This is a genomic window from Micrococcus sp. GbtcB5 (assembly GCF_019091605.1).
In the GTDB taxonomy this organism is placed as follows: Bacteria; Actinomycetota; Actinomycetes; order Actinomycetales; family Micrococcaceae; genus Micrococcus; species Micrococcus luteus.
Map to the genome: position 1 here is coordinate 24,801 of NZ_JAGXJK010000005.1, position 24,218 is coordinate 49,018.

Annotated in this window: 20 protein-coding genes; 19 read left to right on the forward strand and 1 reads right to left on the reverse strand. The window is 73.7% G+C overall.

Annotation, left to right across the window (positions count from 1 at the left end):
* Positions 1 to 68 precede the first annotated feature (68 nt).
* The 19 genes from KVS67_RS02730 (at position 69) to nrdR (ending at position 23,235) form a co-directional block, all read left to right on the forward strand.
* A complete protein-coding gene (locus tag KVS67_RS02730; protein ID WP_231866325.1) occupies positions 69 to 1,823 on the forward strand; it encodes a penicillin-binding protein 2 in 1,755 nt (584 codons plus the stop codon).
* 38 nt (positions 1,824 to 1,861) lie between these two features.
* Entirely contained in the window at positions 1,862 to 3,619 is a 1,758-nt protein-coding gene (locus KVS67_RS02735; RefSeq protein WP_036314155.1) for a Mur ligase family protein, read from the forward strand.
* Entirely contained in the window at positions 3,616 to 5,130 is a 1,515-nt protein-coding gene (gene murF / locus KVS67_RS02740; protein ID WP_063189728.1) for a UDP-N-acetylmuramoyl-tripeptide--D-alanyl-D-alanine ligase, read from the forward strand. The genes KVS67_RS02735 and murF overlap by 4 nt, the downstream gene beginning before the upstream one ends.
* Positions 5,127 to 6,254 carry a phospho-N-acetylmuramoyl-pentapeptide-transferase gene (gene mraY / locus KVS67_RS02745; RefSeq protein WP_036314159.1) on the forward strand — a complete coding sequence of 376 codons (1,128 nt, stop codon included), beginning with the start codon at positions 5,127 to 5,129 and terminating at the stop codon, positions 6,252 to 6,254. Before murF ends, mraY begins: the two co-directional genes overlap by 4 nt.
* Positions 6,251 to 7,846 carry a UDP-N-acetylmuramoyl-L-alanine--D-glutamate ligase gene (gene murD / locus KVS67_RS02750; RefSeq protein WP_063189725.1) on the forward strand — a complete coding sequence of 532 codons (1,596 nt, stop codon included), beginning with the start codon at positions 6,251 to 6,253 and terminating at the stop codon, positions 7,844 to 7,846. Before mraY ends, murD begins: the two co-directional genes overlap by 4 nt.
* Positions 7,847 to 7,889: 43 nt before the next feature.
* Positions 7,890 to 9,182 carry a putative lipid II flippase FtsW gene (gene ftsW / locus KVS67_RS02755; RefSeq protein WP_063189723.1) on the forward strand — a complete coding sequence of 431 codons (1,293 nt, stop codon included), beginning with the start codon at positions 7,890 to 7,892 and terminating at the stop codon, positions 9,180 to 9,182.
* Entirely contained in the window at positions 9,179 to 10,309 is a 1,131-nt protein-coding gene (gene murG, locus KVS67_RS02760) for an undecaprenyldiphospho-muramoylpentapeptide beta-N-acetylglucosaminyltransferase (protein WP_010078501.1), read from the forward strand. The genes ftsW and murG overlap by 4 nt, the downstream gene beginning before the upstream one ends.
* Positions 10,306 to 11,793, forward strand: coding sequence for a UDP-N-acetylmuramate--L-alanine ligase (murC, locus tag KVS67_RS02765; RefSeq protein WP_036314167.1), 1,488 nt, complete (start codon positions 10,306 to 10,308; stop codon positions 11,791 to 11,793). The genes murG and murC overlap by 4 nt, the downstream gene beginning before the upstream one ends.
* Before the next feature lie 53 nt (positions 11,794 to 11,846).
* On the forward strand, positions 11,847 to 12,575 hold the full coding sequence (locus tag KVS67_RS02770) for a cell division protein FtsQ/DivIB (protein WP_063189721.1): 729 nt from the start codon (positions 11,847 to 11,849) through the stop codon (positions 12,573 to 12,575).
* 317 nt (positions 12,576 to 12,892) lie between these two features.
* Positions 12,893 to 14,110 (forward strand): cell division protein FtsZ, encoded by a 1,218-nt coding sequence (ftsZ, locus tag KVS67_RS02775; protein ID WP_036314171.1) that lies wholly within the window; start codon positions 12,893 to 12,895, stop codon positions 14,108 to 14,110.
* On the forward strand, positions 14,107 to 14,928 hold the full coding sequence (locus tag KVS67_RS02780) for a polyphenol oxidase family protein (RefSeq protein WP_036314173.1): 822 nt from the start codon (positions 14,107 to 14,109) through the stop codon (positions 14,926 to 14,928). The genes ftsZ and KVS67_RS02780 overlap by 4 nt, the downstream gene beginning before the upstream one ends.
* Entirely contained in the window at positions 14,925 to 15,713 is a 789-nt protein-coding gene (locus KVS67_RS02785; protein WP_036314175.1) for a YggS family pyridoxal phosphate-dependent enzyme, read from the forward strand. The genes KVS67_RS02780 and KVS67_RS02785 overlap by 4 nt, the downstream gene beginning before the upstream one ends.
* Positions 15,714 to 15,823: 110 nt before the next feature.
* Positions 15,824 to 16,456, forward strand: a complete 633-nt coding sequence (sepF, locus tag KVS67_RS02790) for a cell division protein SepF (protein WP_036314178.1) — start codon at positions 15,824 to 15,826, stop codon at positions 16,454 to 16,456.
* Positions 16,457 to 16,463: 7 nt separating this feature from the next.
* The gene (locus KVS67_RS02795; RefSeq protein WP_036314180.1) at positions 16,464 to 16,760 is read left to right on the forward strand and encodes a YggT family protein; all 297 of its coding nucleotides are present in this window, start codon (positions 16,464 to 16,466) and stop codon (positions 16,758 to 16,760) included.
* A gap of 139 nt (positions 16,761 to 16,899) precedes the next feature.
* Entirely contained in the window at positions 16,900 to 17,499 is a 600-nt protein-coding gene (locus KVS67_RS02800) for a DivIVA domain-containing protein (protein WP_036314182.1), read from the forward strand.
* Positions 17,500 to 17,555: 56 nt separating this feature from the next.
* Positions 17,556 to 18,026, forward strand: coding sequence for a signal peptidase II (gene lspA, locus KVS67_RS02805; protein WP_036314214.1), 471 nt, complete (start codon positions 17,556 to 17,558; stop codon positions 18,024 to 18,026).
* Positions 18,027 to 18,030: 4 nt separating this feature from the next.
* Positions 18,031 to 18,993 (forward strand): RluA family pseudouridine synthase, encoded by a 963-nt coding sequence (locus tag KVS67_RS02810; RefSeq protein WP_078025836.1) that lies wholly within the window; start codon positions 18,031 to 18,033, stop codon positions 18,991 to 18,993.
* A gap of 107 nt (positions 18,994 to 19,100) precedes the next feature.
* The gene (gene dnaE, locus KVS67_RS02815) at positions 19,101 to 22,697 is read left to right on the forward strand and encodes a DNA polymerase III subunit alpha (protein ID WP_063189719.1); all 3,597 of its coding nucleotides are present in this window, start codon (positions 19,101 to 19,103) and stop codon (positions 22,695 to 22,697) included.
* 43 nt (positions 22,698 to 22,740) lie between these two features.
* Positions 22,741 to 23,235, forward strand: coding sequence for a transcriptional regulator NrdR (gene nrdR, locus KVS67_RS02820; RefSeq protein ID WP_002855838.1), 495 nt, complete (start codon positions 22,741 to 22,743; stop codon positions 23,233 to 23,235).
* 158 nt (positions 23,236 to 23,393) lie between these two features.
* On the opposite strand, the gene ppgK is transcribed toward nrdR, so the two are convergent.
* The gene (ppgK, locus tag KVS67_RS02825; protein WP_049146942.1) at positions 23,394 to 24,218 is read right to left on the reverse strand and encodes a polyphosphate--glucose phosphotransferase; all 825 of its coding nucleotides are present in this window, start codon (positions 24,216 to 24,218) and stop codon (positions 23,394 to 23,396) included.

The window sequence follows — 24,218 nt, forward strand, 5'->3', positions numbered from 1 at the left end:
TCGACCGTCCCGCCTCGCACCTTCCCCGCGGCGGATCGACGGTCGGGCCCGCTCCCGGGCACCCCGCCGTGCGCACCCGCATCCTTCTCCTGCTCGTCTTCGTCCTGCTCGGCGGGCTCGCACTGCGGCTCGTCTACGTGCAGGGCATCGACCCCACGGGGCAGGCCGCGGCGGCCATGGACCAGCGCCTGACCCACCAGGAGACCCTGCCGCAGCGCGGGTCCATCCTGGACCGCGACGGCGACGTGCTGGCCGCCAGCGTGCGCCGCTACGACATCGTCGTGGACCAGCGCCTCGTCAAGGACTTCAACGAATGGGACCGCGAGGCCCGGGAGACCGTGCTCGTGGACGTGGACTCCCGCCTGGCCAGCCTGGCCGAGGTGCTCGGCATGACGGAGGAGGAGGTGCGCGAGGCCACCATCGGCTCCCGCCCGTACGCCGTGGTGCGTCGCTCCGTGACCCCGGAGGTCCGGGACAAGGCCATGGCGCTCAACGTGCCGGGCCTGCTCTCCGAGGCGGTGGACCGCCGCACCTACCCGAACGGGTCGGTCGCCGGCAGCATCATCGGCTTCATGGGCGGTGACGGCACCGCCCTCGAGGGCCTCGAGCTCAGCCAGGACGACGTCATGACCGGCACCCCGGGCACCCGCACGTTCGAGGTGGGCGCAGACGGCATCCGCATCCCCAACGCCCCGCTCGAGGAGGTTCCGGCCGTGGACGGCGCCGACCTGCGCCTGACCGTGGACAAGGACGCCCAGTGGTTCGCGCAGGAGACCCTCGGCGCCCTCGCCGCCGAGTACGACGCGGAGTGGGCGAACGCCGTCGTGATGGACGTGAAGACGGGCGACGTGATCGTCATGGCGGACTCCACCACGGTGGACCCCGCCGACCCCGACGCCACCGAGGGGAACTTCCGCACCTCCACCGTGATGAGCACCCCGTACGAGCCGGGCTCCACGGGCAAGGCGCTGCCGATCGCGGCCGCCGTCGACGCCGGGAAGGTCACCGCCACGGACGGCTTCACCGTCCCCAGCAGCCAGGACTTCGACGGGCAGACCATCCGGGACTTCTCCCCGCACCCGACGTTCGACATGACCGTCGCAGGCATCTACGCGCGCTCCTACAACACGGGCACGGTGCAGATCGCCGAGAAGATCACGGACGAGCAGCGCTACGAGTACATGCGCTCCTTCGGGGTCGGCCAGCCCATCGACCTCGGCCTGCCGCAGCAGGCGGGCAGCGTCCTCGTCCCGCCCGAACAGTGGGACGGCCGCCAGCGCCTGACCACGGCCTTCGGCCAGGGCTACACCCAGACCACCCTGCACACCGCCCAGATGTATCAGGCCCTCGCCAACGGCGGCGTGCTGATCCCGGCCCGGCTGATCGACGCCACGGTGGACGGCGACGGCGCGGAGAAGCGCTGGGAGACGTCCGCGGAGCCCCACCGCGTGGTCTCCGAGGAGACGGCTGCGCAGATGCTCCGCATGATGGAGACCGTCGTGACGCAGGGCACCAGCAAGGCCGCCGCGATCCCCGGGTATCGCGTGGGCGGCAAGTCCTCCACCGCCGAGGCTGCGAGCGACACCGGCACGTACGACGGCTACAACCTCGGCTTCACCGCCGTCGCCCCGCTCGACGACCCCCGCTTCGTGGTGTCCGTGTCCATGCATCGGCCGCCGTCGAAGCAGGGCTCCCGAGACGTGTCCGTCGCGGCCGCCACGATCATGGAGTACATGCTCCGCCAGGCGGACGTGCCCGCCACCGGAGCCGAGCCGAACGACTACCGCGTCTTCGTGGACGATCCGCAGGACCGGCCGTGGTGACCCACGCCGCCGGCCCCGAGCACCCCAGGAGCACCCCCATGACCACTCCGAGCGACCCCCCTGCGCCGCTGACCCCGGCCCAGCAGGACGCCGCCTTCCGGCCCTCCCACACCCCCGCCGCGGCCTGGCCCGCCCTCGCACAGGCGCTGGCCGAGGCGGGGATCGCGGCCCACGTCCACGGCGCGGCCCCGGCCGACGGCGTCACGGGGGTCAGCCTCGACTCGCGTGTCGTGCGCCCGGGCGACCTCTACGTCGCCGTTCCGGGGGCGCGCGCCCACGGCGCGGCGTTCGCGGCCACGGCGCTGGAGGCCGGCGCCGTCGGCGTCCTGACGGACGCGGCGGGCCGCGCGCTCCTGGCGGAGCAGGGCCTGGCCGACGTCCCGGTGCTCGAGGTCGACGCCGTGCGCACCGCCGCCGGCACCGTGGCGGCCCGCGTCTACGGCGGCGGGGGCGACACCGGCCCGCGCCTGCTCGGCGTGACCGGCACCAACGGCAAGACCACCACGAGCTTCCTCGCCGCCGCCCTGCTCGAGGCCCTGGGGCGCCGGTCGGGCATCGTGGGCACGATCCTGATCCGCGCGGGGGAGCGGGAGGTCCCCTCCACGCTCACCACGCCCGAGGCCACCCAGCTGCACGCCCTCATGGCGCTCATGCGCGAGGAGGAGGTGGACACCGCCGTCATGGAGGTCTCCTCCCACGCCGTGGCGTACCAGCGGATCGCCGGCCTGCGCTACGCGGTGGCCGGGTTCACCAACCTGACCCAGGACCACCTGGACATGCACGGCTCGATGCAGGAGTACTTCGCGGCCAAGGCCGGTCTGTTCGACCCCGCTCGCACCGACCACGCCGTCATCACGCTCGACGGCGGCGAGGGGCCCCGCTGGGGCGTCGCCATGGCCCGGGCCGCCGGCGCTCCCGTCACCACGCTCGCCCTCGGGCCGGCCGCGCCGACGCCGGGCGCCCTGGCCGAACACGACCCCGGCCTCCGGGCGGACTGGGAGGTCGCCGAGCTCGCGCCGGACGGCCTCGGCCACCGCTTCACGCTGCGCCACGCGGCCACGGGCCGGGAGCTGCGGGCCTCCGTCGGTCTGCCGGGCCGCTTCAACGTGGCCAACGCGGCCCTCGCGGTTCTGCTCGTGCTGCACGCCGTGGGGGAGGAGCACCTGGACGCGCTCGCCGCGGTCCTGGACGTGCCCGCGGGGGAGGGCCCTCTGGCTGCCGCCGTCCCGGGGCGGATGGAGGTCGTGGGCCGCGAGCCGGACGCCGTCGTCGACTTCGCGCACAACCCGGACGGCATGGTCCAGGCGCTGCGCTCCCTCGCCGACGCCCGGGCGGCGGCCGGGACGCGCGGCCGCACCCTGATCGTGTTCGGCTCCGCCGGCGACCGTGACCGTGACAAGCGGCCCGTGATGGGCGCGATCGCGGCCCGGGCGGCGGATGTGCTGATCGTCACCGACGACACCCCCCACTCGGAGGACCCGGCCCCGATCCGCGCCCACATCCTCGCCGGCGCCCGCGCCGAGGCCGACCGCATCGCGCGGGAGGAGGGCCGCACGGTCGTGATCGAGGAGGTGGCCGACCGTGCCACGGCCATCCGCCGCGCCGTGGAGCTGGCGGGGCCGCAGGACGGCATCCTCCTGGCCGGCCGCGGGCACGAGACCACGATGGACTACGACGGCGAGCTCGTCCCGCTGGACGACCGGGTGGCCCTGCGCGAGGCCCTGGCCGCCCGTGTCGCGGCGGCCTCCGCCTCGGGCTCCGGCCCCGCCCGCGAGGGTAAGGTCATCGAGTCATGATCGCTCTCACCGCAGCCCAGATCGCCGAGGCCGTGTCCGGCACGCTCTCGGCCACCCTCGACCCCGCCACCGTGCTGGTGCACGTCACCCCCGACTCGCGGGAGGTCACCGCCGAGGGCACGCTCTACGTGGCGAAGCCGGGGGAGCGCGCCGACGGCCACGACTTCATCGACGCCGCGCTGGGTGCCGGCGCCGCCGCCGTGCTCGCCGAGCGCGCCACGCACGCCCCCGACGGCGCCGCGCACCCGGCGATCATCGTCGAGGACGCCGTGCTCGCGATGGGCGCGCTCGCCCGGGAGGTCGTGCGCCGCGTCCGGGGGCACTCCCCGACCACCGTCATCGGCATCACCGGCTCGGCCGGCAAGACCACCACCAAGGACCTGCTCGCTGCCCTGCTGGCCACCCAGGGCCCCACCGTCGCACCGGTCGGCTCGTACAACGGCGAGGTCGGCGTGCCGCTCACGGTGTTCCGGGCGGAGCTGGACACGCGCTTCCTCGTGGTCGAGATGGGCGCGGACCACGTCGGCAACATCGCGTACCTCTGCGACATCGTGCGCCCGGACATCGGCGTCGTGCTCATGGTGGGCACCGCCCATGCGGGCAGCTTCGGCGGCGTGGCGAACATCGCGCGCACCAAGGGCGAGCTCGTGGAGGCCCTCGGCCCCGAGGGCGTCGCCGTCCTCAACCTCGACGACGAGCGTGTCGCCGGCATGGCGGCACGGACCGCCGCCCCGATCACCTGGTTCACCGCGGACGAGCGGGGCGTCGCCCGCGCGGCCGAGGACGTGGCCGCCGGCCGCGCGTCGGGACTCGTCGCCGCACGGGACGTGCGAGCCGACGACCAGGAGCGCCCCGTCTTCGACCTGCAGGTCGGGACGGATGAGGCCGCCGTGCGGCATCCGGTCGCCTCCGGACTGACCGGCCTGCACCACGTGCACAACGTGCTGGCCGCCGCCGCGGCCGCCCACGCCGCCGGCATGGACCCGGCCGAGATCGCCCGTGGTCTCGACGGGCTCGGGCCCGCCAGCCGCTTCCGGATGGAGCGCACCGACCGCGCGGACGGCGTCACGATCATCAACGACGCGTACAACGCCAACCCCGAGTCCATGCGCGCCGCGCTGCGGACGCTGGCCACCCTCGGCCGCTCCAGCGGCCGCCGCACCTGGGCCGTCCTGGGGGAGATGCTCGAGCTCGGCGATGCCCGCGTCCGTGAGCACACCCTCGTGGGCGAGTCCGTGGTGCGCCTGAACATCGCCCAGCTGCTGGTGGTGGGCGCCGGAGCCCGGCCGCTCTACATCGGCGCCCTCAACGAGGGCAGCTGGGGCGAGGAGGCGCACTTCGTCGACGACGCCGCGCAGGCCGAGGCGTTCCTCGCCGAGCACCTGCGCCCCGGCGACCTCGTCCTCGTCAAGTCCTCCAACGGCGTCGGGCTCGCGGCCCTCGGCGAGCGCCTCGCCACGGCCGACGCCGTCGCCGCCCCCTCCGCCTCCCCGAAGGAGTCCCGACCGTGATCGGACTGCTCATCGGCGGCGTGCTCGGCCTGGTCCTCTCGGCCGTCGGCACCCCGCTGTTCATCAGGTTCCTCGTCAAGCGCGGATACGGCCAGTTCGTCCGCGACGACGGCCCGACCACCCACAAGACCAAGCGCGGCACGCCCACGATGGGCGGCGCGGTCATCATCGGCTCCATGGTGCTGGCGTACCTGATCACCCACGGGCTGCTCGCGGTGTTCGGCGTCGACTTCGGCGGGCCCACGGCCTCCGGCCTGATCCTGCTGCTGCTCACGGTGGGCATGGCCTTCGTCGGTTTCGTGGACGACTTCACGAAGATCACGAAGCAGCGCTCGCTCGGCCTGACGCCGCGCGGCAAGATCATCCTCCAGGCCCTGATCGGCACCGCCTTCGCGGTCCTCGCCCTGAACTTCCCGGACGAGCGGGGCCTGACCCCCGCCTCGACGGCGATCTCCTTCGCCCGGGACATCCCGTGGCTCGACCTGGCCTTCGCCGGACCCGCGATCGGCGTCATCCTGTTCGTGATCTGGTCGAACCTCATCACCACCGCCACCACGAACGCCGTGAACCTCACGGATGGCCTCGACGGGCTCGCCACGGGCGCCACCGCCATGATCACGGGCGCCTACGTCCTGATATCGCTCTTCCAGTCGAGCCAGTCCTGCGCGCTCGAGGGCACCCGCGGCTGCTACGAGGTCCGCGACCCCATGGACCTCGCCCTGCTCGCGGCGATCCTCACGGGCAGCCTGCTGGGCTTCCTCTGGTGGAACACCTCCCCGGCCAAGATCTTCATGGGGGACACCGGCTCCCTGGGCCTGGGCGGCGCCCTGGCCGGCTTCGCGATCTTCACGCGCACCGAGATCCTGGTGGCCGTGCTGGCCGGCCTCATGGTCGCGATCACCCTCTCCGTCATCATCCAGGTGGGCTGGTTCAAGGTCTCCGGCGGCAAGCGCGTGTTCCTCATGGCGCCGCTGCAGCACCACTTCGAGCTCAAGGGCTGGGCCGAGGTGACCGTCGTGGTCCGCTTCTGGCTGCTGTCCCTGATGTGCGTCACCGTGGGGCTCGCGATCTTCTACGGCGACTGGCTCATCCGCCAGGGCGGCCTCGCGGGGGTGACCCCGTGACCGGCCCCGCGTCCGACGCCGCGCCCGCACCGGTGCGCCGGCCCCGCGCCGACACCGCCCGCACCGCCGACCTCACGTCCTGGGACGCTCCGGGGTGGGCCGGCCTGCGTGTCGTCGTCACGGGCCTGGGCCTCACCGGCTTCTCCGTGGCCGACACCCTGGCCGAGCTGGGCGCCGCCGTCGTGGTGGTGGAAGGCGATGACGGGCCGGAGAACCGGGCGCGCGCCGAGACCCTGCGGATCGTGGGGGTCCGCGAGGTCCTGCTGGACCGGGCGGCCACGCAGGCGCTGCCCGAGGTCGACGGCGCCGCCGCGGACCTCGTCGTGACCTCCCCGGGCTGGCGGCCGGACCAGCCGCTGCTGATGGCCGCCCACGCGGCGGGCCTGCCGATCTGGTCCGACGTCGAACTCGCCTGGCGGCTGCGCGAGCGCGCCGGCCGGAAGACCGCCGACTGGGTGTGCCTGACGGGCACGAACGGCAAGACGACGACCGTGACGATGGTCGAGGCCATCCTGCGGGCCGACGGGCGCCGGGCGGTGGCCTGCGGCAACGTCGGCACCCCCGTGCTCGACGCGATCCGCGACCCGCAGGGCTTCGACGTGCTCGCCCTCGAGCTCTCCAGCTTCCAGCTGCACTGGACGCACGGCCTGGCCCCGGCGTCGTCTGCGGTGCTGAACCTGGCCGAGGACCACGTGGACTGGCACGGCTCGATGGAGGAGTACGCCGCCGCCAAGGGCAAGGTGTATGCGAACACGCGGGTGGCCTGCGTGTTCAACGAGCAGGACCCGCTGACCCGCACCCTCGTGGAGCGCGCGGACGTCCAGGAGGGCTGCCGCGCGATCGGCTTCACCACGGACACCCCGGGCCTGTCCGACATCGGCGTCGTGGACGGGATCCTCGTGGACCGTGCGTTCCTGGACAACCGGCGCCACGAGGCGATCGCCCTGGCCGAGCGCGCCGACCTGGGCCCGGTGGCGCCGCGCCACACCGTGGCCAACGCGGCCGCCGCGGCGGCGCTGACCCGGGCCGTCGGGGTGAGCCCCGCGGCCGTGGCCGAGGGCCTGCGCTCCTACGACCGCGGAGAGCACCGCATCCAGCTCGTGGCCACCTCACGCGACGTCATGTGGGTCAACGACTCCAAGGCGACGAACCCCCACGCCGCGGACGCGTCGCTGGCGGCGTTCAGCTCCGTGGTGTGGCTGGCCGGCGGCCTGCCCAAGGGCGTGACCTATCACGAGCTGGTGGCCGCGCACGCCCACCGGCTCCGCGCGGTGGTGCTCCTGGGCCGGGACACCTCCGCCCTGCGCGCGGCCCTGGCCGCGCACGCCCCCGAGGTCCCCGTCCACGCCCCCCTCGCCGCGGCCGACGGCACCGGCCCCGCCGACGGTGCGGCCGTGATGGCCGAGGCGGTGCGTGTGGCCGACGGCCTGGCCCGCCCCGGCGACATCGTGCTCATGGCGCCCGCCGCGGCGTCGATGGATCAGTTCCGCTCCTACGCGGCCCGCGGCGACGCGTTCATCGAGGCCGTTGCCGGGCTGATGCGCGAGCACGGCTGGGACGTGCACGACGACGCCGCGCCCGACGCCGACTGACCCGCCGCCACCCGACCGTCTCGCTTCCCCCGTGAGGAGGGCCATGTCCCCGATCGAGCTCCGCCCGGTCCGCCCCCGCGCGGACGACGACGCCCCCGAGCACCGGGAGCGGATCCTGCGCCGGATGTGGCGGGTCCTCGAGGGCCGCCGCGCCCTCGACCTGTCGGTCCTGCTCATCAGCGGCTGCACCGCCCTGCTCACCGTGCTGGGGCTCGTGATGGTGCTCTCTTCGTCCTCCGTCGAGGCGATCGGCACCGGCGGCGGCTCGTACGCGCTGTTCCTGCGCCAGAGCGCCTGGGCGGTGGCGGGCGTGGCGGCCCTGCTCGTGTTCTCGCGCCTGCCGGTGCGCGTCCTCAAGGCGCTCGCCTGGCCGGCGTTCGGCGTGGCCGTGATCCTGCTCGCGCTGGTCGCGTTCTCCCCGCTCGGCGTCACCGTGGGCGGCAATCGCAACTGGCTGGGCATCGGCGGGTTCCGGATGCAGCCCTCCGAGGCCGCCAAGCTCGCCCTGGCCCTGTGGGCGGCGGCGGTCCTGGAGCGCAAGCACCGCCTCGTCACCCAGGTGCGGCACGCGCTGATCCCGGTGCTGCCCGGCGGCCTGTTGCTGCTGGTCCTGGTGATGGCGGGCAGCGACCTCGGGACCGCGATCATCCTCGCGATCGTGCTGGCCACGGTGCTGTACGTGGCCGGCACCCATTGGGGGGTCTTCCTCACCTTCCTGGCGCTGAGCGTGCTGGGCATCCTGGCCCTGACCCTCCTCGCCCCGCACCGCATGGTCCGGGTGCAGGCCTGGATGGGGGACTGCTCGGACGCCACCGACCCCTGCTTCCAGCCGGCGCACGGGATGTACGCCCTGGCCTCCGGCGGCTGGTGGGGCGCGGGCCTCGGCCAGTCCCGACAGAAGTGGAGCTACATCCCGGAGGCCGAGAACGACTTCATCTTCACCATCCTCGGCGAGGAGCTCGGGCTCGTGGGCACGCTGGTGGTGCTGCTGGCCTACCTCGGCCTGGCGATCGGCATCTACCGCGTCGCCGCCGGGACCACGTCCACGTTCATCCGCCTGTCCACGTGGGGGATCCTGGCCTGGCTGGTGGGCCAGGCGGCCGTCAACATCGCGATGGTCTCCGGGGTCATCCCCGTGGTGGGCGTCCCGCTGCCCTTCATCTCCTATGGTGGTTCCGCGCTCACCCTGTCCTTGAGCGCGGTCGGCATCGTGCTGGCCTTCGCCCGCCACGAGCGCCGCCGTGCCGCCCAGCCGGACGCCCGCCCCCAGGCGGACGAGCCGGACACCGACCCCCTCCCCGTGATCCCCACCCCCGCCCTCCAGGAGCCCCGATGACGCAGACCTCTCATCCCTCCGGACCCCTGCGGGTGGTGCTGGCCGGCGGCGGCACCGCCGGCCACATCTCCCCGATGCTCGCCATCGCCCGCGCCCTGGAGGGCGACGGCGGCGGTCCCGTCGAGTGCACCATGGTCGGCACCGCCTCCGGCATGGAGACGCGTCTCGTCCCCGAGGCGGGCTACGAGCTCGACCTGATCGACCGGGTCCCGATGCCGCGCCGCCCGTCGATGGACGTCGTCCGCTTCCCGGCCCGCATGCGCGCCGCGGTCGCCACGGCGGCCCGGATCCTGCGGGACCGGCGCGCCGACGTCGTCGTGGGCGTGGGCGGCTACGTCGCGACCCCCGTCTACCTCGCCGCGTTCCGTGCCGGTGTGCCCGTGGTGGTCCACGAGGCCAACGCCCGCCCCGGCCTGGCCAACCGCATCGGCGCCCTGCGGGCCACGCACGTCGGCACCGCCCTGCCGGACACCCGCCTCCGCGGCGCCCGCTGGGTGGGCATGCCGATGCGCCCCGAGATCTCCGGTCTGGACCGGGCGGCCGCCCGCCGTGCCGCCCGTGAGGCCCTCGGCCTCGACCCGGACCGGACCACCGTCGTGGTGACCGGCGGCAGCTCGGGTGCGCTGGCCGTGAACCGCACCGTGCGCGCCGCGCTGGGCGACCTCCTGGACGCCGGTCTGCAGGTGTTCCACCTGACCGGTCGGGACAAGGCCCTCACCGAGGACGACGGCAGCCTGCTGGTCCGGGACGGCTACGTCCAGCGGGAGTACCTGGCGGGCATGGAGCAGGCCTACGCCGCCGCCGACCTGATCGTCGCCCGCTCGGGCGCCGGCACGGTCTGCGAGGTGTCCGCGGTCGGCCTGCCCGCCGTCTACGTCCCCCTGCCCATCGGCAACGGCGAGCAGGCGCTCAACGCCCGCCCCGTGGTGGAGGCGGAGGGAGCGCTGCTCGTCCGCGACGACGCCTTCGGGCGCGCGTGGGTGCAGCGTCAGCTGATCCCGCTGGCGACCGACCCTGAGCGTCTCGCGCGCATGGGGGAGGCGGCCGCCCGCTTCGGCGTCCGGGACGCGGACGTCACCATGGCCGGCCTCGTGCGCTCGGCCGCCCAGGAAGGAGCCCGGCGATGAGCCGCGACGAGAGCACCCGTCCCGCGGCCGAGGGCCGCTTCGCCGACCTGGGCCGCGTGCACCTGCTGGGGATCGGCGGCGTCGGCGTGTCGGGGGTCGCCCGCATCCTCCAGGAGCAGGGCGTCGCGGTGTCCGGCTCCGACGCGAAGGACCTGCCCGTGATGCGCGAGCTCGCCGCGGGCGGTGCCCGGATCACGGTCGGCTACGATGCCGCGCATCTCGGCCGGGACGTCACCACGGTGATCGCCTCCTCGATCGCCGGGCCGGGCAACCCGGAGCACGACGCCGCCGTGGCGCGCGGACTGCGCGTGCTGCACCGTTCAGAGGGCCTCGCCCTGGCCATGCGCGGCCACCGGGTGCTGGCCGTCGCCGGCACGCACGGGAAGACCACCACGTCCTCCATGGCCGCCATGGCCTTCTCCGACGCCGGCTGGGACCCCACGTTCGCGGTCGGCGCCGCCGTCGCCGGGCTCGGCACCAACGCCCGGGCGGGCCGGGGCGAGTGGTTCATCGCGGAGGCCGACGAGTCCGACGGCACCCTGGTGAACTACCCGAGCACGATCGGGATCGTCACGACCGTGGAGGCCGACCACCTGGACCACTACGGGACCGAGGAGGCGGTGCACCAGGTCTTCCGGGACTTCGCGGGCGGGCTGCCGGCCGCCGCCCAGGGCGGGGTCCTCGTGGCCTGCCTCGACGACGCCGGCGCGGCGGACCTGGCCGCCTGGGCACGGGAGCACGCGGCCGCCGACGTCGTGACCTACGGCTCGGCGCCCCGTGACGGCGTGGCGCCGGACCTGCTGGTCACCGACCTCGCGGTGGAGCCGGGCGAGACCGGAGTGGGCCAGCGCGCCACGTTCCGGATGGCGGGCGGCCCGGAGCGCACCCTGCATCTGCAGGTGCCCGGCCGGCACAACGCGCTGAACGCCGCCGCTGTGGTCCTGGCCGCCGTCCGGGCGGGCATGGCCTTCGAGGCCGCCGTGCGGGGCGTGGAGGCCTTCCGGGGCACGGCCCGCCGCTTCGAGTTCCGCGGCGCCGCGCGCGGCGTGCGGGTCTTCGACGACTACGCGCACCATCCCACGGAGGTGGCCGCCGCGGTCTCCGCCGGCCGTGCCGTGGCCGGCGACGCCCGCGTGCACGTCCTGTTCCAGCCCCACCTGTTCTCCCGCACCCGGGACTTCGCCGCCGAGTTCGCCGCCGCCCTCTCCGGGGCGGACGCGGTGCGCGTGCTGCCCGTGTACGCGGCTCGGGAGGAGCCGATGCCCGGCGTCGACTCGTCCCTCATCGCCTCCCGCCTCACGACGGGCGCCGCCGAAGACCGCGTCGTCGCTGAGGACCGGGCCGAGGCGGTGCGCTCGCTCGCGGCGGGCGCCACGGCCGGCGACGTCGTCCTGACGATGGGCGCGGGGGACGTCACCGCCTTGGGTGCGGACCTGCTGGCCGAGCTCGGTCGGGACGCGGCGCCCGGCGTCGCCCACCCGTGAGGCTCGGCCGCGGGACGCCGCCGGTCGCACCAGCCGGGGCCGACGCCTCCACCGTGGTCCGATTCCCGGGCCGCACCGCGCGCCGGCGCCGCGCCACGCGCTGGGGTGTGGCGGCCGCGGTCCTCGCGGTGCTGGGCGCCCTGGGCTGGGTCGTGTTCTTCTCGCCCGTGCTCGCGGTGGACCGCGTCGAGGTCACCGGCACCCGCCATGTCTCCGCCGCCGAGGTCCAGGAGCGCCTGGAGCCCGTGTACGGCGTGCCGCTGTCCCGCGTCGGCGCCGGCCGTGTGGGCGAGCTGGTCGGTGGTCTGCCCGGAGTGGCCGAGGTCCAGACCGTTCCCCGCCTGCCCACCGGCCTGGAGGTCGTGGTCCGGGAGCATGAGACGCGGGCCCGGCGGGACGGCGACGACGGTGTGCAGCTGCTGCTCGCAGACGGCACCGTCCTGACGGGAGTGCCGGAGGAACGGCTCGAGGGCGAGGACCTCCCCGCGTTCTCGGAGGAGCTGGCGCAGCGGGCGCAGGAGGAGCGCGCCGAGGTGGCCGAGGTGCTGGCCGCCCTGCCGGAGGCCGTGGCGGATCGTGTCGAGACGGCCGACTCCCGGGGCCCGGGCCAGGTCCGTCTGGCGCTCGAGGGTGGGGTGACCCTGGTCTGGGGCGACGCGCAGGACGCCGGCCTCAAGGGGCCCGTGGCCGAGGCGTTCCTGGCGGACGAGCGGCACGGGTCCGCGGAGGGTGGCGTCGCCGAGATCGACGTCTCCGTGCCCACGCGGCCGATCACGCGCTGAACCGGGGCCGCAGGAGTCTCCAGTAGAACGTGAAGGTGAAGGTCGGGGTGCGTGGCCTCGCGCGAGTCGGGGTGCCATCACCGCGGTGACTGCTCCTTCGAGTCTCACGTGAAAGTTGATGCGGGAGCCGTCTTTTCCGCGTGGACACGCCGTTTTCTTTTGCACGTGACGCGGGCCTCCCAGTACGGTGGACCCGAACGCGCGCGAGGCTCGCTTCACGCTGTGCTTGAAGGTGTCCACCCCGGGTGGCCGCCGATCATCGGGGCGATGTGCCTCGCGCGGACCTCTCGAGATCTCGAACAAAGGGAACCAACACCGTGGCTGCACCCCAGAACTACCTGGCCGTCATCAAGGTCGTCGGCATCGGCGGCGGCGGCGTGAACGCCGTGAACCGCATGATCGAGGTGGGGCTCCGCGGCGTGGAGTTCATCGCCATCAACACGGACGCCCAGGCGCTGTTGATGTCGGACGCGGACGTGAAGCTGGACGTGGGCCGCGAGCTCACCCGTGGACTCGGCGCGGGCGCGAACCCCGAGGTGGGCCGCCAGGCCGCCGAGGACCACGCGGAGGAGATCGAGGAGGTCCTGCGGGGCGCGGACATGGTGTTCGTGACCGCGGGCGAGGGCGGCGGCACCGGCACCGGCGGGGCGCCCGTCGTGGCCCGCATCGCGCGCTCGCTCGGCGCCCTGACCATCGGCGTCGTGACCCGTCCGTTCACGTTCGAGGGCCGCCGTCGCGCCGGCTCCGCCGAGGCGGGCATCGACGCCCTGCGGGACGAGGTCGACACCCTCATCGTGATCCCGAACGACCGGCTGCTGTCCATCTCGGACCGCAACGTCTCGGTCATGGACGCCTTCCGTCAGGCGGACCAGGTGCTCCTCTCCGGCGTCCAGGGCATCACCGACCTGATCACCACCCCGGGCCTGATCAACCTCGACTTCGCGGACGTGAAGTCCGTGATGCAGGGCGCGGGCTCCGCGCTCATGGGCATCGGCCACGCGCAGGGCGAGGACCGCGCCGTCAAGGCGGCCGAGCTGGCGATCGCCTCGCCGCTGCTCGAGGCCTCCATCGACGGCGCGTACGGCGTGCTGCTCTCCATCCAGGGCGGCTCCGACCTCGGCCTCTTCGAGATCAACGAGGCCGCGCGACTGGTCCAGGAGGTCGCCCACCCGGAGGCCAACATCATCTTCGGCGCGGTCATCGACGACGCCCTCGGCGACGAGGTGCGCGTGACCGTGATCGCCGCGGGCTTCGACAAGGTGGACGTCACCTCCGCCCCGGCCGCCCCGCAGGCCGTGCAGCAGCAGGCGGCCCCGCAGCGGGCCGCGGCCCCCGCGCAGCCGCAGCCCGCCGCCCAGCCGCAGCCCGCCGCCCCGGCCCAGCCGCAGCAGGCCGAGCGCCCCGCCGTGCGCGGCACCGTGCCGCTGGCCCCGCAGGAGCAGCAGCCGCGCCGCCAGCAGGACCTGCCCACCGTGGTGGAGCCGGACCTCGGCGCCGGGTCCTCGGACCTGGACGTCCCGGACTTCCTCAAGTGACGGCCGCGGAGGGGCCGGCCGGGACCGCACGGGTCCCCGCTGGCCCCTTCGTGCACCGCGAGACCGTCCGCACCGCGACGGGCGCCGTGCACGTCGCCTGGACCTCCGTGGCCGCCGGCAACCTCGCGCTGCACGTGGTCCCGCCGGACGAGGCCGAGGGGCTCGCTCGCGTCAGCGCCGCCCGTCGCGCCCTGGAGCGCGTGATGGGGGTCCCCGAGGGCGCCACGCTCTATCTGGACCAGGTGCACTCGGCCGACGTCGTGTGGGCGGACGGGCCCGGGCGCGGCGGTGCCTCGGCCCCCGTGGCCGACGCCGCCGTGAGCCGCGACGGGTCACGGCCGCTGGCCGTCATGGTGGCCGACTGCCTCCCCGTGGTCGTCGTCGACGAGACGACCGGCGCGACCGCCGTGGCCCACGCCGGGCGGCGCGGGCTGCTGGACGGCGTCCTGGAGGCGACCGTCGATCGGCTGCTCTCCCTGCGGCCGGAGGCCGACCGGACCGGTCCCGGCCTGCGCGCCTGGATCGGCCCCGGCGTGTGCGGCCGCTGCTATGAGGTGCCCGCGGCCATGCGCGACGAGGCCGCCGCCCGCCTCCCGGCGACCGCGGCCACCACGTCCTGGGGCACCCCCGCCCTCGACCTGCCCGCCGGCGCCGCGGAGGTCCTCCGTGCCCGCGGGGTGGCCACCGCGACGATCGACGTGTGCACGCGGGAGGACGAGCGCCTGTTCTCACACCGTCGGGCGCCCGGTGAGGGCCGGTTCGCCGGCCTCGTCTGGCGCGCCGACCCCGACGCCACCGTCCCGAGAGGAGACGCATGACCGCCCCCGCCACCGCCGGGCCGACCCCGACGGACCCCCGCGCCCGGGAGATCGCCGACGCGCTCGCCGCGGTGCACGCCCGCATCGCCGACGCCGCGCGGGACGCCGGGCGCGAGGCGGAGCCCGCGCTCGTCGTCGTGACCAAGACCCACCCCGCCGAGGACGTCGTGCGCCTCGCCGCGCTCGGCGTGACCGACGTGGGGGAGAACCGCGACCAGGAGGCCCGGCCCAAGGCCGAGGCCGTCGCCGCGGCTCTGGGGGCGGACGCCCCGCGCTGGCACTTCGTGGGCCAGCTGCAGACCAACAAGGCCAAGTACGTGGTGCGCTACGCGTCCGTGGTGGAGTCGGTGGACCGACCCGAACTGGCCGAGGCGCTCTCGCGGGCGCTCGTGCTGCGGCGCGAGCGCGAGCCCGAGGCCGCGATCCCCGACCTGGAGTGCCTCGTGCAGGTGGATGTCGACGACCGCGCCGACGAGGACCGTCCCGAGGGGATCGGCCCGCGCGGCGGCGCCCGCCCCGAGGACGTCCCCGCCCTCGCGGACGTCATCGCAGGCCTGCCGGGCCTGCGGCTGGGCGGGCTGATGTGCGTGGCACCGCGCGGCCTGGACCCGGAGCACGCGTTCCGCCGCCTTGCCGCACTCGGCGCGCGCCTGCGGCAGACGCATCCGGAGGCCACCGCACTGTCCATGGGGATGAGCGCGGACCTCGAGGCGGCCGTGCGCGCCGGGGCGACACAGGTGCGCATCGGCTCCGACGTTCTGGGGGCCCGGGACGCGGTGGGCTAACGTTGACCCCGCGCGTCCCGGCGGGACGCGACAGGACCGTGCGGACGCACGCGCACCGACGACGAACGACGGCGGCCCCCGGGGCCGGAGGACGTGGTGAAGGAAGACTCATGGCTGGTGCCCTGAAGAAGACGATGATCTACCTCGGCCTGGCCGACGGCGACGAGTACGACGAGCAGCCGCGTGCGGCCGAGCGGGAGACCGCGCCCCGACACGAGGTCGTCGAGGCGCGCCGCCCCGCGGAGCCGGACACCGACCCCCACATGGAGGCCGTCCGCCCGGCTGCGGTCCGCGATCCCGAGCCGGCCGAGCGGCCGGAGCCCGTGACCCCGTCCGGCTCCACCGCGGCCGATCCCGTCGAACCCCGGCGTCCGGCGCGTCCCGAGCCGGTCGACCCGGGCTACCGGGCCCCGGTGACCCCCATCAAGCGAGCCGCAGCGTCGTCTGCCGAAGGAGCCTCCGTGCACACCCTCTCCACCGTCCACCCCCGCTCCTACAACGACGCGAAGGCGATCGGCGAGGCCTTCCGCTCCGGCGTCCCCGTGATCATGAACGTGACCGACCTCGGTGAGAACGAGGCCAAGCGCCTCGTGGACTTCGCGGCCGGCCTCGTCTTCGGCCTGCACGGCTCGATCTCCCGCATCACCAGCAAGGTGTTCCTGCTGACCCCGGCCACCGTGGACGTCGTCGGCGCCGAGCAGGGCGAGTCCGGCGCGGCCGACTCCCCGTTCGACGGCGACTGAGGCGCCCATGCAGCTGCTCCTCGCCCTCGCCTACATCGCCCTGACGGTGGTGCTCGCGGCGCTGACCGTGCGGATCGTCCTGGACGTCACGCAGTCGTTCGTCCGCCACTGGCGCCCCACCGGGGCGGCCCTCATGCTGGCCAGCGGCGTGTACGGGGCCACCGATCCGTTGCTGCGCCCCGTGCGTCGTGCCGTGCCGCCGGTGAACCTGGGCGGCATCGGCCTGGACGTGGCCTTCCTCATCGTGTTCCTCGGCGTCGTCCTGCTGCGGGTCCTGGTGCTGAGCCTGGCCGGCGTGGCCTGACCCGCGGCCCGGGGCGGCTGTCGGCCCCGGTGGTAGTCTTCGCGGCAGGATCGGCGCCGCCCCTCACCGGCGCGCCGACCGCCGACGCGCCGGGCCGCCCGGCCGTCCCCGAGCACCGAGCAGAGAGCGAGACGGTTCCATGGCGCTGTCCTGGGAAGACGTGGTCAACAAGCAGTTCCAGCCCACGAAGTTCCGCGAGGGCTACGACCAGACCGAGGTGGATGACTTCCTCGACGAGATCGTGGCGGAGTTCAAGCGCCTGATCGCCCTCAACGAGCAGCTCGAGTCCGAGAACGCGGAGCTGCGCGCCGGCGGCGCCGCCCCGGCCGCCGGCCCCGCTGCGGACACCCCGGAGGCCGCCGCGACCCCGGCCTCCGCCGAGGAGTCGGCCCCGGCCGCCGCCCCCGAGTCCGCCGACGCGGCCGCGACCTCCGCCGCCGGCGTCCTGGCCATGGCCCAGCGGCTGCACGACGAGCACGTCGCCGCGGGCGAGCAGCGCAGCACCGAGCTCGTCGCCGAGGCCGAGGCCACCGCGGCCCGGCTCGTCAGCGACGCCGAGGAGCAGAAGGCCCGCACCCTCGAAGCCCTGGCCGAGGAGAAGGCCGGCCTGGAGGGCGAGGTCGAACAGCTGCGCAGCTTCGAGACCGACTACCGCAGCCGCCTCACCTCCTACATCGAGGGCCAGCTGCGCGAGATCCGCGCCCAGAAGCGCGTCGAGCCCCCCACGCCCACGGCGTGAGCCGAGCCGTCGACGCCGCGCCGGCCCCGCGATCCCCTCGCGCGGGCCGGCGAGCCGTGCTCACCGCCCTCATCGTGGCGGTGCTGGCCTACGCCCTCGACCAGCTGACCAAGTACGCGGTCGAGAGCACGATGCAGCTGGGGGACTCCGTCGCGGTGATCCCCGGGGTGCTGCGCTGGCACTACATCCTGAACCCGGGCGCGGCCTTCTCCATCGGCGAGGACCACACCTGGGTGTTCACCATCATCCAAGCCGTGGTGGCGGTCGCCGCCCTCGTCGGGATCGCCCGCGTGCGCTCGACGCCGTGGGCCCTGGCGCTGGGCGGGCTCGCCGGCGGTGTGCTCGGCAACCTCACGGACCGGCTGTTCCGGCCCCCGGCGTTCGGGCGCGGCCACGTGGTCGACATGATCTCCGTGCCGCACTTCGCGATCTTCAACGTGGCGGACTCGTTCATCGTCTGCTCCGTCATCGGCGTCGCCCTGCTCGTGATGACCGGCCGCCGCCTGGACGGCACACGGGAGGCGTGAGGACATGGGCATGAGACCGGGACTGACCGAGCGGCTCGAGGTCACCGAGGCCGAGGCGGGCCGGAGGGTCGACGCGGTGCTCGCCGACGCGTTCGGCGTCTCCCGCTCGCTGCTGGCGGACTGGTTCTCCCGGGGCCTGGTGCGGGCCGAGTCGCGCTCCGGCCGCCGGGACCGCGTCCTGGCCAAGTCCGCGAAGGCCGTGGCGGGGGAGACCCTCGCCGTCGACGTCCCCGACGACCCCGACCCCCTGGAAGTGAGGGCAGAGCGCGTGGACGCGCTGAGCATCCTGTACGAGGACGAGGACCTGGTGGCCGTGGACAAGCCCACCGGCGTGGCCGCGCACCCCTCGCCGGGCTGGGTCGGGCCCACCGTGGTGGGCGCCCTGGCCGCCCTCGGCTACGACATCACCACCTCGGGCGCCCCTGAGCGCCAGGGGATCGTGCACCGGCTCGACGTCGGCACCACCGGGGTCATGGTCGTGGCCAAGACCGAGCGCGCCTACACGGCCATGAAGGACCAGTTCCGCGAGCGCGTGCCGGAGAAGGTCTACCACGCCGTGGTCCAGGGCATCCCGGACCCGCTGAGCGGCACCGTGGACGCGCCCATCGGGCGGCATCCCGGCCACCACTGGAAGTTCGCGGTGCTCGAGGACGGCCGGCCGTCCGTGACCCACTACGAGACGCTCGAGGTGTTCGGCCGGGCCACCCTGCTCGAGGTCCACCTGGAGACCGGGCGCACCCACCAGATCCGCGTGCACACCTCGGCGCTGCGCCACCCGTGCGTCGGCGACCTCACGTACGGGGCGGATCCGCGCCTGGCGGCCGAGCTCGGGCTGACCCGCCAGTGGCTGCACGCCCACCGCCTGGCGTTCCCGCACCCGGTCACGGGGGAGCCGGTGACGATCACCTCCCCGTATCCGGACGACCTCGCCCACGCCCTGGCGGCGCTGCGCGGCGACGAGGACTGAGCCGGCACCGTCGACGTGACCCCCGTCCCGGTCCGGCCCCGCCGCCCGGGCACCACGAGTAGGCTGGTGCGGCCCCGCCGTCCTCCCCGTCGAAAGGCCCACCCCGCATGACCGTGTCCGCCGACGCCCGCCCCGACGCCGTGAAGGACGGCGGCTTCGTCCACCTGCACACGCACACCGAGTACTCCATGCTCGACGGCGCCGCGAAGCTGGACGACCTGTTCGCCGAGGCCCAGCGGCTGGGCATGGACTCGCTGGCCATCACGGACCACGGCTACCTCTTCGGCGCCTACGACTTCTGGTCCAAGGCGAAGGCGGCGGGCGTCAAGCCGATCATCGGGCTCGAGGCCTACGTGGCCCCCGGGCAGCAGCACCGCACGGACAAGGAGAAGACCCGCTGGGGCGAGCCCCACCAGCGGGGGGACGACGTGTCCGGCGGCGGTGCGTACACGCACATGACGCTGCTGAGCGAGACCACCGAGGGGATGCACAACCTGTTCCGGATGGGCTCGATCGCCTCGCTGGACTCGGTGTACGCCAAGTGGCCGCGGCTGGACCGGGAGCTGCTGAGCCAGTACTCGAAGGGCCTGATCGCCACCACGGGCTGCCCCTCCGGCGAGGTGCAGACGCGCCTGCGCCTGGGCCAGTACCGGGAGGCGATGCAGGCGGCCTCGGACTTCCGGGACATCTTCGGCAAGGACAACTACTACTGCGAGATCATGCACCACGGCCTCGACATCGAGCGCCGGGTGATGACGGACCTGCGCCGGCTCGCCAAGGACCTGGGCCTGCCGTTCGTGGCCACGAACGACCTGCACTACACCCACGAGCACGACGCCAAGGCGCACGAGGCGCTGCTGGCCCTGCAGTCGGGCTCGAAGCTCAACGAGCCCAGCTACGACCAGGGCGGCTCCCGCTTCGCGTTCTCCGGCACCGAGTACTACCTGAAGTCCCCGCGGCAGATGCGCGAGCTCTTCGCGGAGCTGCCCGAGGCCTGCGACAACACGCTGCTCATCGCCGAGCGGTGCGAGGTCGAGTTCGACACGAAGGCCAACTACATGCCGGTCTTCCCCACGCCGGAGGGCGAGGACGAGACCAGCTGGCTCATCAAGGAGGTCGCCTCCGGTCTGGCCTACCGCTACCCGGACGGCGTGCCGGACCACGTGCGCAAGCAGGCGGACTACGAGCTGGACGTCATCATCTCGATGGGCTTCCCCGGGTACTTCCTCGTCGTGGCCGACTTCATCAACTGGGCCAAGGAGAACGGCATCCGGGTGGGCCCGGGCCGCGGCTCGGGCGCCGGATCGATGGTGGCGTACGCGCTGCGCATCACGGACCTGGACCCGCTCAAGCACGGGCTGATCTTCGAGCGGTTCCTCAACCCGGACCGCGTGTCCATGCCCGACTTCGACGTCGACTTCGACGACCGCCGTCGCTCCGAGGTGATCGACTACGTCACCCGCAAGTACGGCGACGAGCGCGTCACCATGATCGTCACGTACGGCACCATCAAGACCAAGCAGGCCCTGAAGGACTCGGCCCGCGTGATGGACCAGCCCTTCTCGATGGGTGAGTCCCTCACCAAGGCGCTGCCGCCGGCGGTGATGGCCAAGGACATCCCGCTCAAGGACATCGAGGACCCCGCGGCCCCGCGCTACGGGGAGGCCGCGCCCTTCCGCGAGCTGATCGCCACGGACCCGGTGGCGAAGGAGGTCTTCGAGACCGCCAAGGGCCTCGAGGGCCTGAAGCGGCAGTGGGGCGTGCACGCGGCCGGCGTGATCATGTCCTCGGCGCCGGTGATCGACGTCATCCCGATCATGCGCCGCCTCCAGGACGGCCAGGTCATCACCCAGTTCGACTACCCGATGGCGGAGTCCCTGGGCCTGATCAAGATGGACTTCCTGGGGCTGCGCAACCTCACGATCATCTCGGACGCGCTCGAGAACGTGAAGGCGAACCAGGGCGTGGACCTGGACCTGGAGACCCTCGACGTGGACGACCCGGCGGCCTACGAGCTGCTGGCCCGCGGCGACACCCTCGGCGTGTTCCAGCTCGACGGCGGCCCCATGCGCTCGCTGCTGAAGATGATGCGCCCGGACAACTTCGAGGACATCTCGGCGACCATCGCCCTGTACCGCCCCGGCCCCATGGGCGCGAACTCGCACACCAACTACGCGCTGCGCAAGAACGGGCAGCAGGAGATCACCCCGATCCACCCGGAGCTGGAGGAGCCGCTGCGGGAGATCCTGGACACCACCTACGGCCTGATCGTGTATCAGGAGCAGGTCATGGCGATCGCCCAGAAGGTGGCGGGCTACTCCCTCGGCCAGGCCGACATCCTGCGCCGTGCGATGGGCAAGAAGAAGAAGTCAGAGCTGGACAAGCAGTACGAGGCGTTCCACCAGGGGATGCTGGACCGCGGCTACTCGGAGGCCGCGGTGAAGGCCCTGTGGGACATCCTGCTGCCCTTCTCGGACTACGCGTTCAACAAGGCGCACTCGGCCGCCTACGGCCTGGTCTCCTACTGGACGGCCTACCTCAAGGCGCACTACCCGGCGGAGTACATGGCCGCGCTGCTCACCTCGGTGGGCGACGACAAGGACAAGCTGGCCATGTACCTCAACGAGTGCCGCCACATGGGCATCACCGTGCTGCCCCCGGACGTGAACGAGTCCCACCTGACCTTCACCCCCGTCGGCCGGGACATCCGCTTCGGCATGGGCGCCGTCCGCAACGTGGGCGCCAACGTGGTCAAGGGCATGGTCCAGGGGCGCGAGGAGAAGGGCTCGTACACGGGCTTCGGCGACTTCCTGGCGAAGGTGCCGCTCGTGGTGTGCAACAAGCGCACCATCGAGTCCATGATCAAGGCCGGCGCCTTCGACTCCCTCGGCTACGCCCGCCGGGCCCTGCTGGCCGTGCACGAGGAGGCCGTGGACGCCACCGTGGCGCAGAAGCGCAAGGAGGACCACGGCGAGTTCACCTTCGACCTGTTCGCGCTCGGCGGCGGCGACGAGGACGACTCCGACGCCGCGGACGGCGTCGCCGTCCCGGACCTGCCGGAGTGGGCGAAGAAGGAGAAGCTCGCGTTCGAGCGCGAGATGCTGGGCCTGTACGTGTCCGACCATCCGCTGCAGGGCCTCGACGGCGTCCTGGCCCAGCACGCCGACGTCCAGATCACCCGCGTCCTCGACGACGACGGGCCCGCGGACGGCGCGATCGTCACCATCGCGGGCCTGATCACCACGCTCGAGCGCCGCATCGCCAAGTCCTCGGGCAACGCGTACGCGCGCTGCGAGATCGAGGACCTCGGCGGCTCGATGGACGTCATGTTCTTCGGCCAGGTGTACGCGCCCATCGCGATGATGCTGGCCGAGGACCTCGTCGTCGCCGTCAAGGGCAGGGTCCAGCGCCGCGACGACGGGTCGGTGTCCCTGTCGGCGATGGAGCTGACCATCCCGGAGCTCTCGGACGGCCCCGGCGGCCCCGTGCGGATCACGCTGCCGGCGTTCAAGGCCACGGAGCAGGTCATGGGACAGCTGGCGGACGTGCTGCGCACCCATGAGGGCTCCTCGGAGGTGCGGCTGTCCCTGGTGGGCCAGCGTGCCACGCAGGAGTTCCAGCTGGGCCCGCAGTTCCGAGTGAGCCCGAACCCGGCGCTGTTCGGCGACCTCAAGATCCTGCTGGGTCCGGCCTGCCTCGGCTGAGCGGACGTAGCATGGGAGTGCCCCGCCCAGGAGGAGAGAGCTGATGCACTGCCCGTTCTGCCGCCATGAGGACTCGCGCGTGGTCGACTCACGCTCCCTCGACGACGGCTCCGCCATCCGTCGGCGTCGGCAGTGTCAGGCCTGCGGCAAGCGGTTCACGACCATGGAGACCACCGCCCTGACCGTCGTCAAGCGCTCCGGGGTGGCGGAGCCGTTCGACCGCTCCAAGGTGATCAACGGCGTCCGGAAGGCGTGCCAGGGGCGGCCGGTGACGAGCGACGACCTGGCCATGCTCGCCCAGGAGGTCGAGGAGACGGTCCGTGCCACGGGCAACGCCGAGGTGGACGCCCACGACGTCGGCCTGGCCATCCTCGATCCGCTGCGCCGTCTCGACCAGGTGGCCTTCCTGCGCTTCGCCTCCGTCTACCGGGACTTCGAGTCCCTCGACGACTTCGAGGAGGCCATCGCGGAGCTCCGGGCCGGTGACGGGGACGACCGCGGCCGTCCCGCCGTGCAGCCGCGGCTGTTCACCCGCTGACCTGGGCCGATGCGACGGCGCCGCCGGGATCGACGGTGCAGTGGTGCGCACGGCCTCCAGGCGCTACAGTGATCCCCGGGTCGACATCGGTCGGCCCGGCAAGACTGCCGAGGGCGGTTCCGGAGGGGAAGCCGGAACCGCCCTCGGTGTCTGCGCCCTCAGTTGCCGTCGGCGAGCGAGCCGTGCGCGGCCAGGGCGGCGCCCACGATGCCCGCGTTGTTCTGCAGCTGGGCCGGGACGATCGGGGTGCGCAGGCGCAGCAGCGGCAGGTAGTCGTCCGGCCGCTTGGAGATGCCGCCGCCGACGATGAACAGGTCCGGCGAGAAGATCCGCTCCACGTGGGAGAAGAAGCGCTGCAGTCGCTCGGCGTACTCGGCCCAGCTGAGCTGATCGCGCTCCCGGGCCTTCGCGGAGGCCCGCGACTCGGCCATCACGCCGTCGAGCTCCAGGGAGCCGACCTCGAAGTTCGGGACGAGCACGCCGTCGTGGATCATCGCGCCGCCGATGCCGGTGCCGAGGGTGATCACGTGCACCAGGCCGCGCACGCCCCGCCCGGCCCCGTAGCGGGCCTCCGCGAGGCCGGCCGCGTCGGCGTCGTTGACCACGGTCACGGGGCGGCGCAGGTGCTCCTCGAACGTGCCGCGCAAATCCGTGCCGATCCACGAGTGGTCGATGTTGTTCGCGGACAGGCACACCCCGTCCTTGACGATCGAGGGGAAGCACACGCCCAGCGGGGCGGAGGGCTTCGGCGCCTTCTCGCGCCCGTCGAGCTCAGCGGTGATGGCCGCCAGGGTCGCCGCCACGGGCTCGGGCATGGCCGGCTGCGGCGTGGGGATGCGGAAGCGGTCCCCGCGCAGGGTGCCCGCCTTCGGCCCCGACCCGAGGCGGACCAGGCCGCCCTTCATGCCGGTCCCCCCGACGTCGATGCCGATCGTCGTGGGGTATTTGGAGGAGCGCTGGGCGGTGCTGGTGTGCGTCGTCAC

Excerpts from the sequence above, each read along its gene's own strand:
- KVS67_RS02735 (WP_036314155.1), top strand. The coding sequence starts at position 1,862 with ATGACCACTCCGAGCGACCCCCCTGCGCCGCTGACCCCGGCCCAGCAG.
- murF (WP_063189728.1), top strand. The coding sequence starts at position 3,616 with ATGATCGCTCTCACCGCAGCCCAGATCGCCGAGGCCGTGTCCGGCACG.
- ftsW (WP_063189723.1), top strand. The coding sequence starts at position 7,890 with ATGTCCCCGATCGAGCTCCGCCCGGTCCGCCCCCGCGCGGACGACGAC.
- murG (WP_010078501.1), top strand. The coding sequence starts at position 9,179 with ATGACGCAGACCTCTCATCCCTCCGGACCCCTGCGGGTGGTGCTGGCC.
- murC (WP_036314167.1), top strand. The coding sequence starts at position 10,306 with ATGAGCCGCGACGAGAGCACCCGTCCCGCGGCCGAGGGCCGCTTCGCC.
- KVS67_RS02785 (WP_036314175.1), top strand. The coding sequence starts at position 14,925 with ATGACCGCCCCCGCCACCGCCGGGCCGACCCCGACGGACCCCCGCGCC.
- sepF (WP_036314178.1), top strand. The coding sequence starts at position 15,824 with ATGGCTGGTGCCCTGAAGAAGACGATGATCTACCTCGGCCTGGCCGAC.
- KVS67_RS02795 (WP_036314180.1), top strand. The coding sequence starts at position 16,464 with ATGCAGCTGCTCCTCGCCCTCGCCTACATCGCCCTGACGGTGGTGCTC.
- KVS67_RS02800 (WP_036314182.1), top strand. The coding sequence starts at position 16,900 with ATGGCGCTGTCCTGGGAAGACGTGGTCAACAAGCAGTTCCAGCCCACG.
- KVS67_RS02810 (WP_078025836.1), top strand. The coding sequence starts at position 18,031 with ATGGGCATGAGACCGGGACTGACCGAGCGGCTCGAGGTCACCGAGGCC.
- dnaE (WP_063189719.1), top strand. The coding sequence starts at position 19,101 with ATGACCGTGTCCGCCGACGCCCGCCCCGACGCCGTGAAGGACGGCGGC.
- nrdR (WP_002855838.1), top strand. The coding sequence starts at position 22,741 with ATGCACTGCCCGTTCTGCCGCCATGAGGACTCGCGCGTGGTCGACTCA.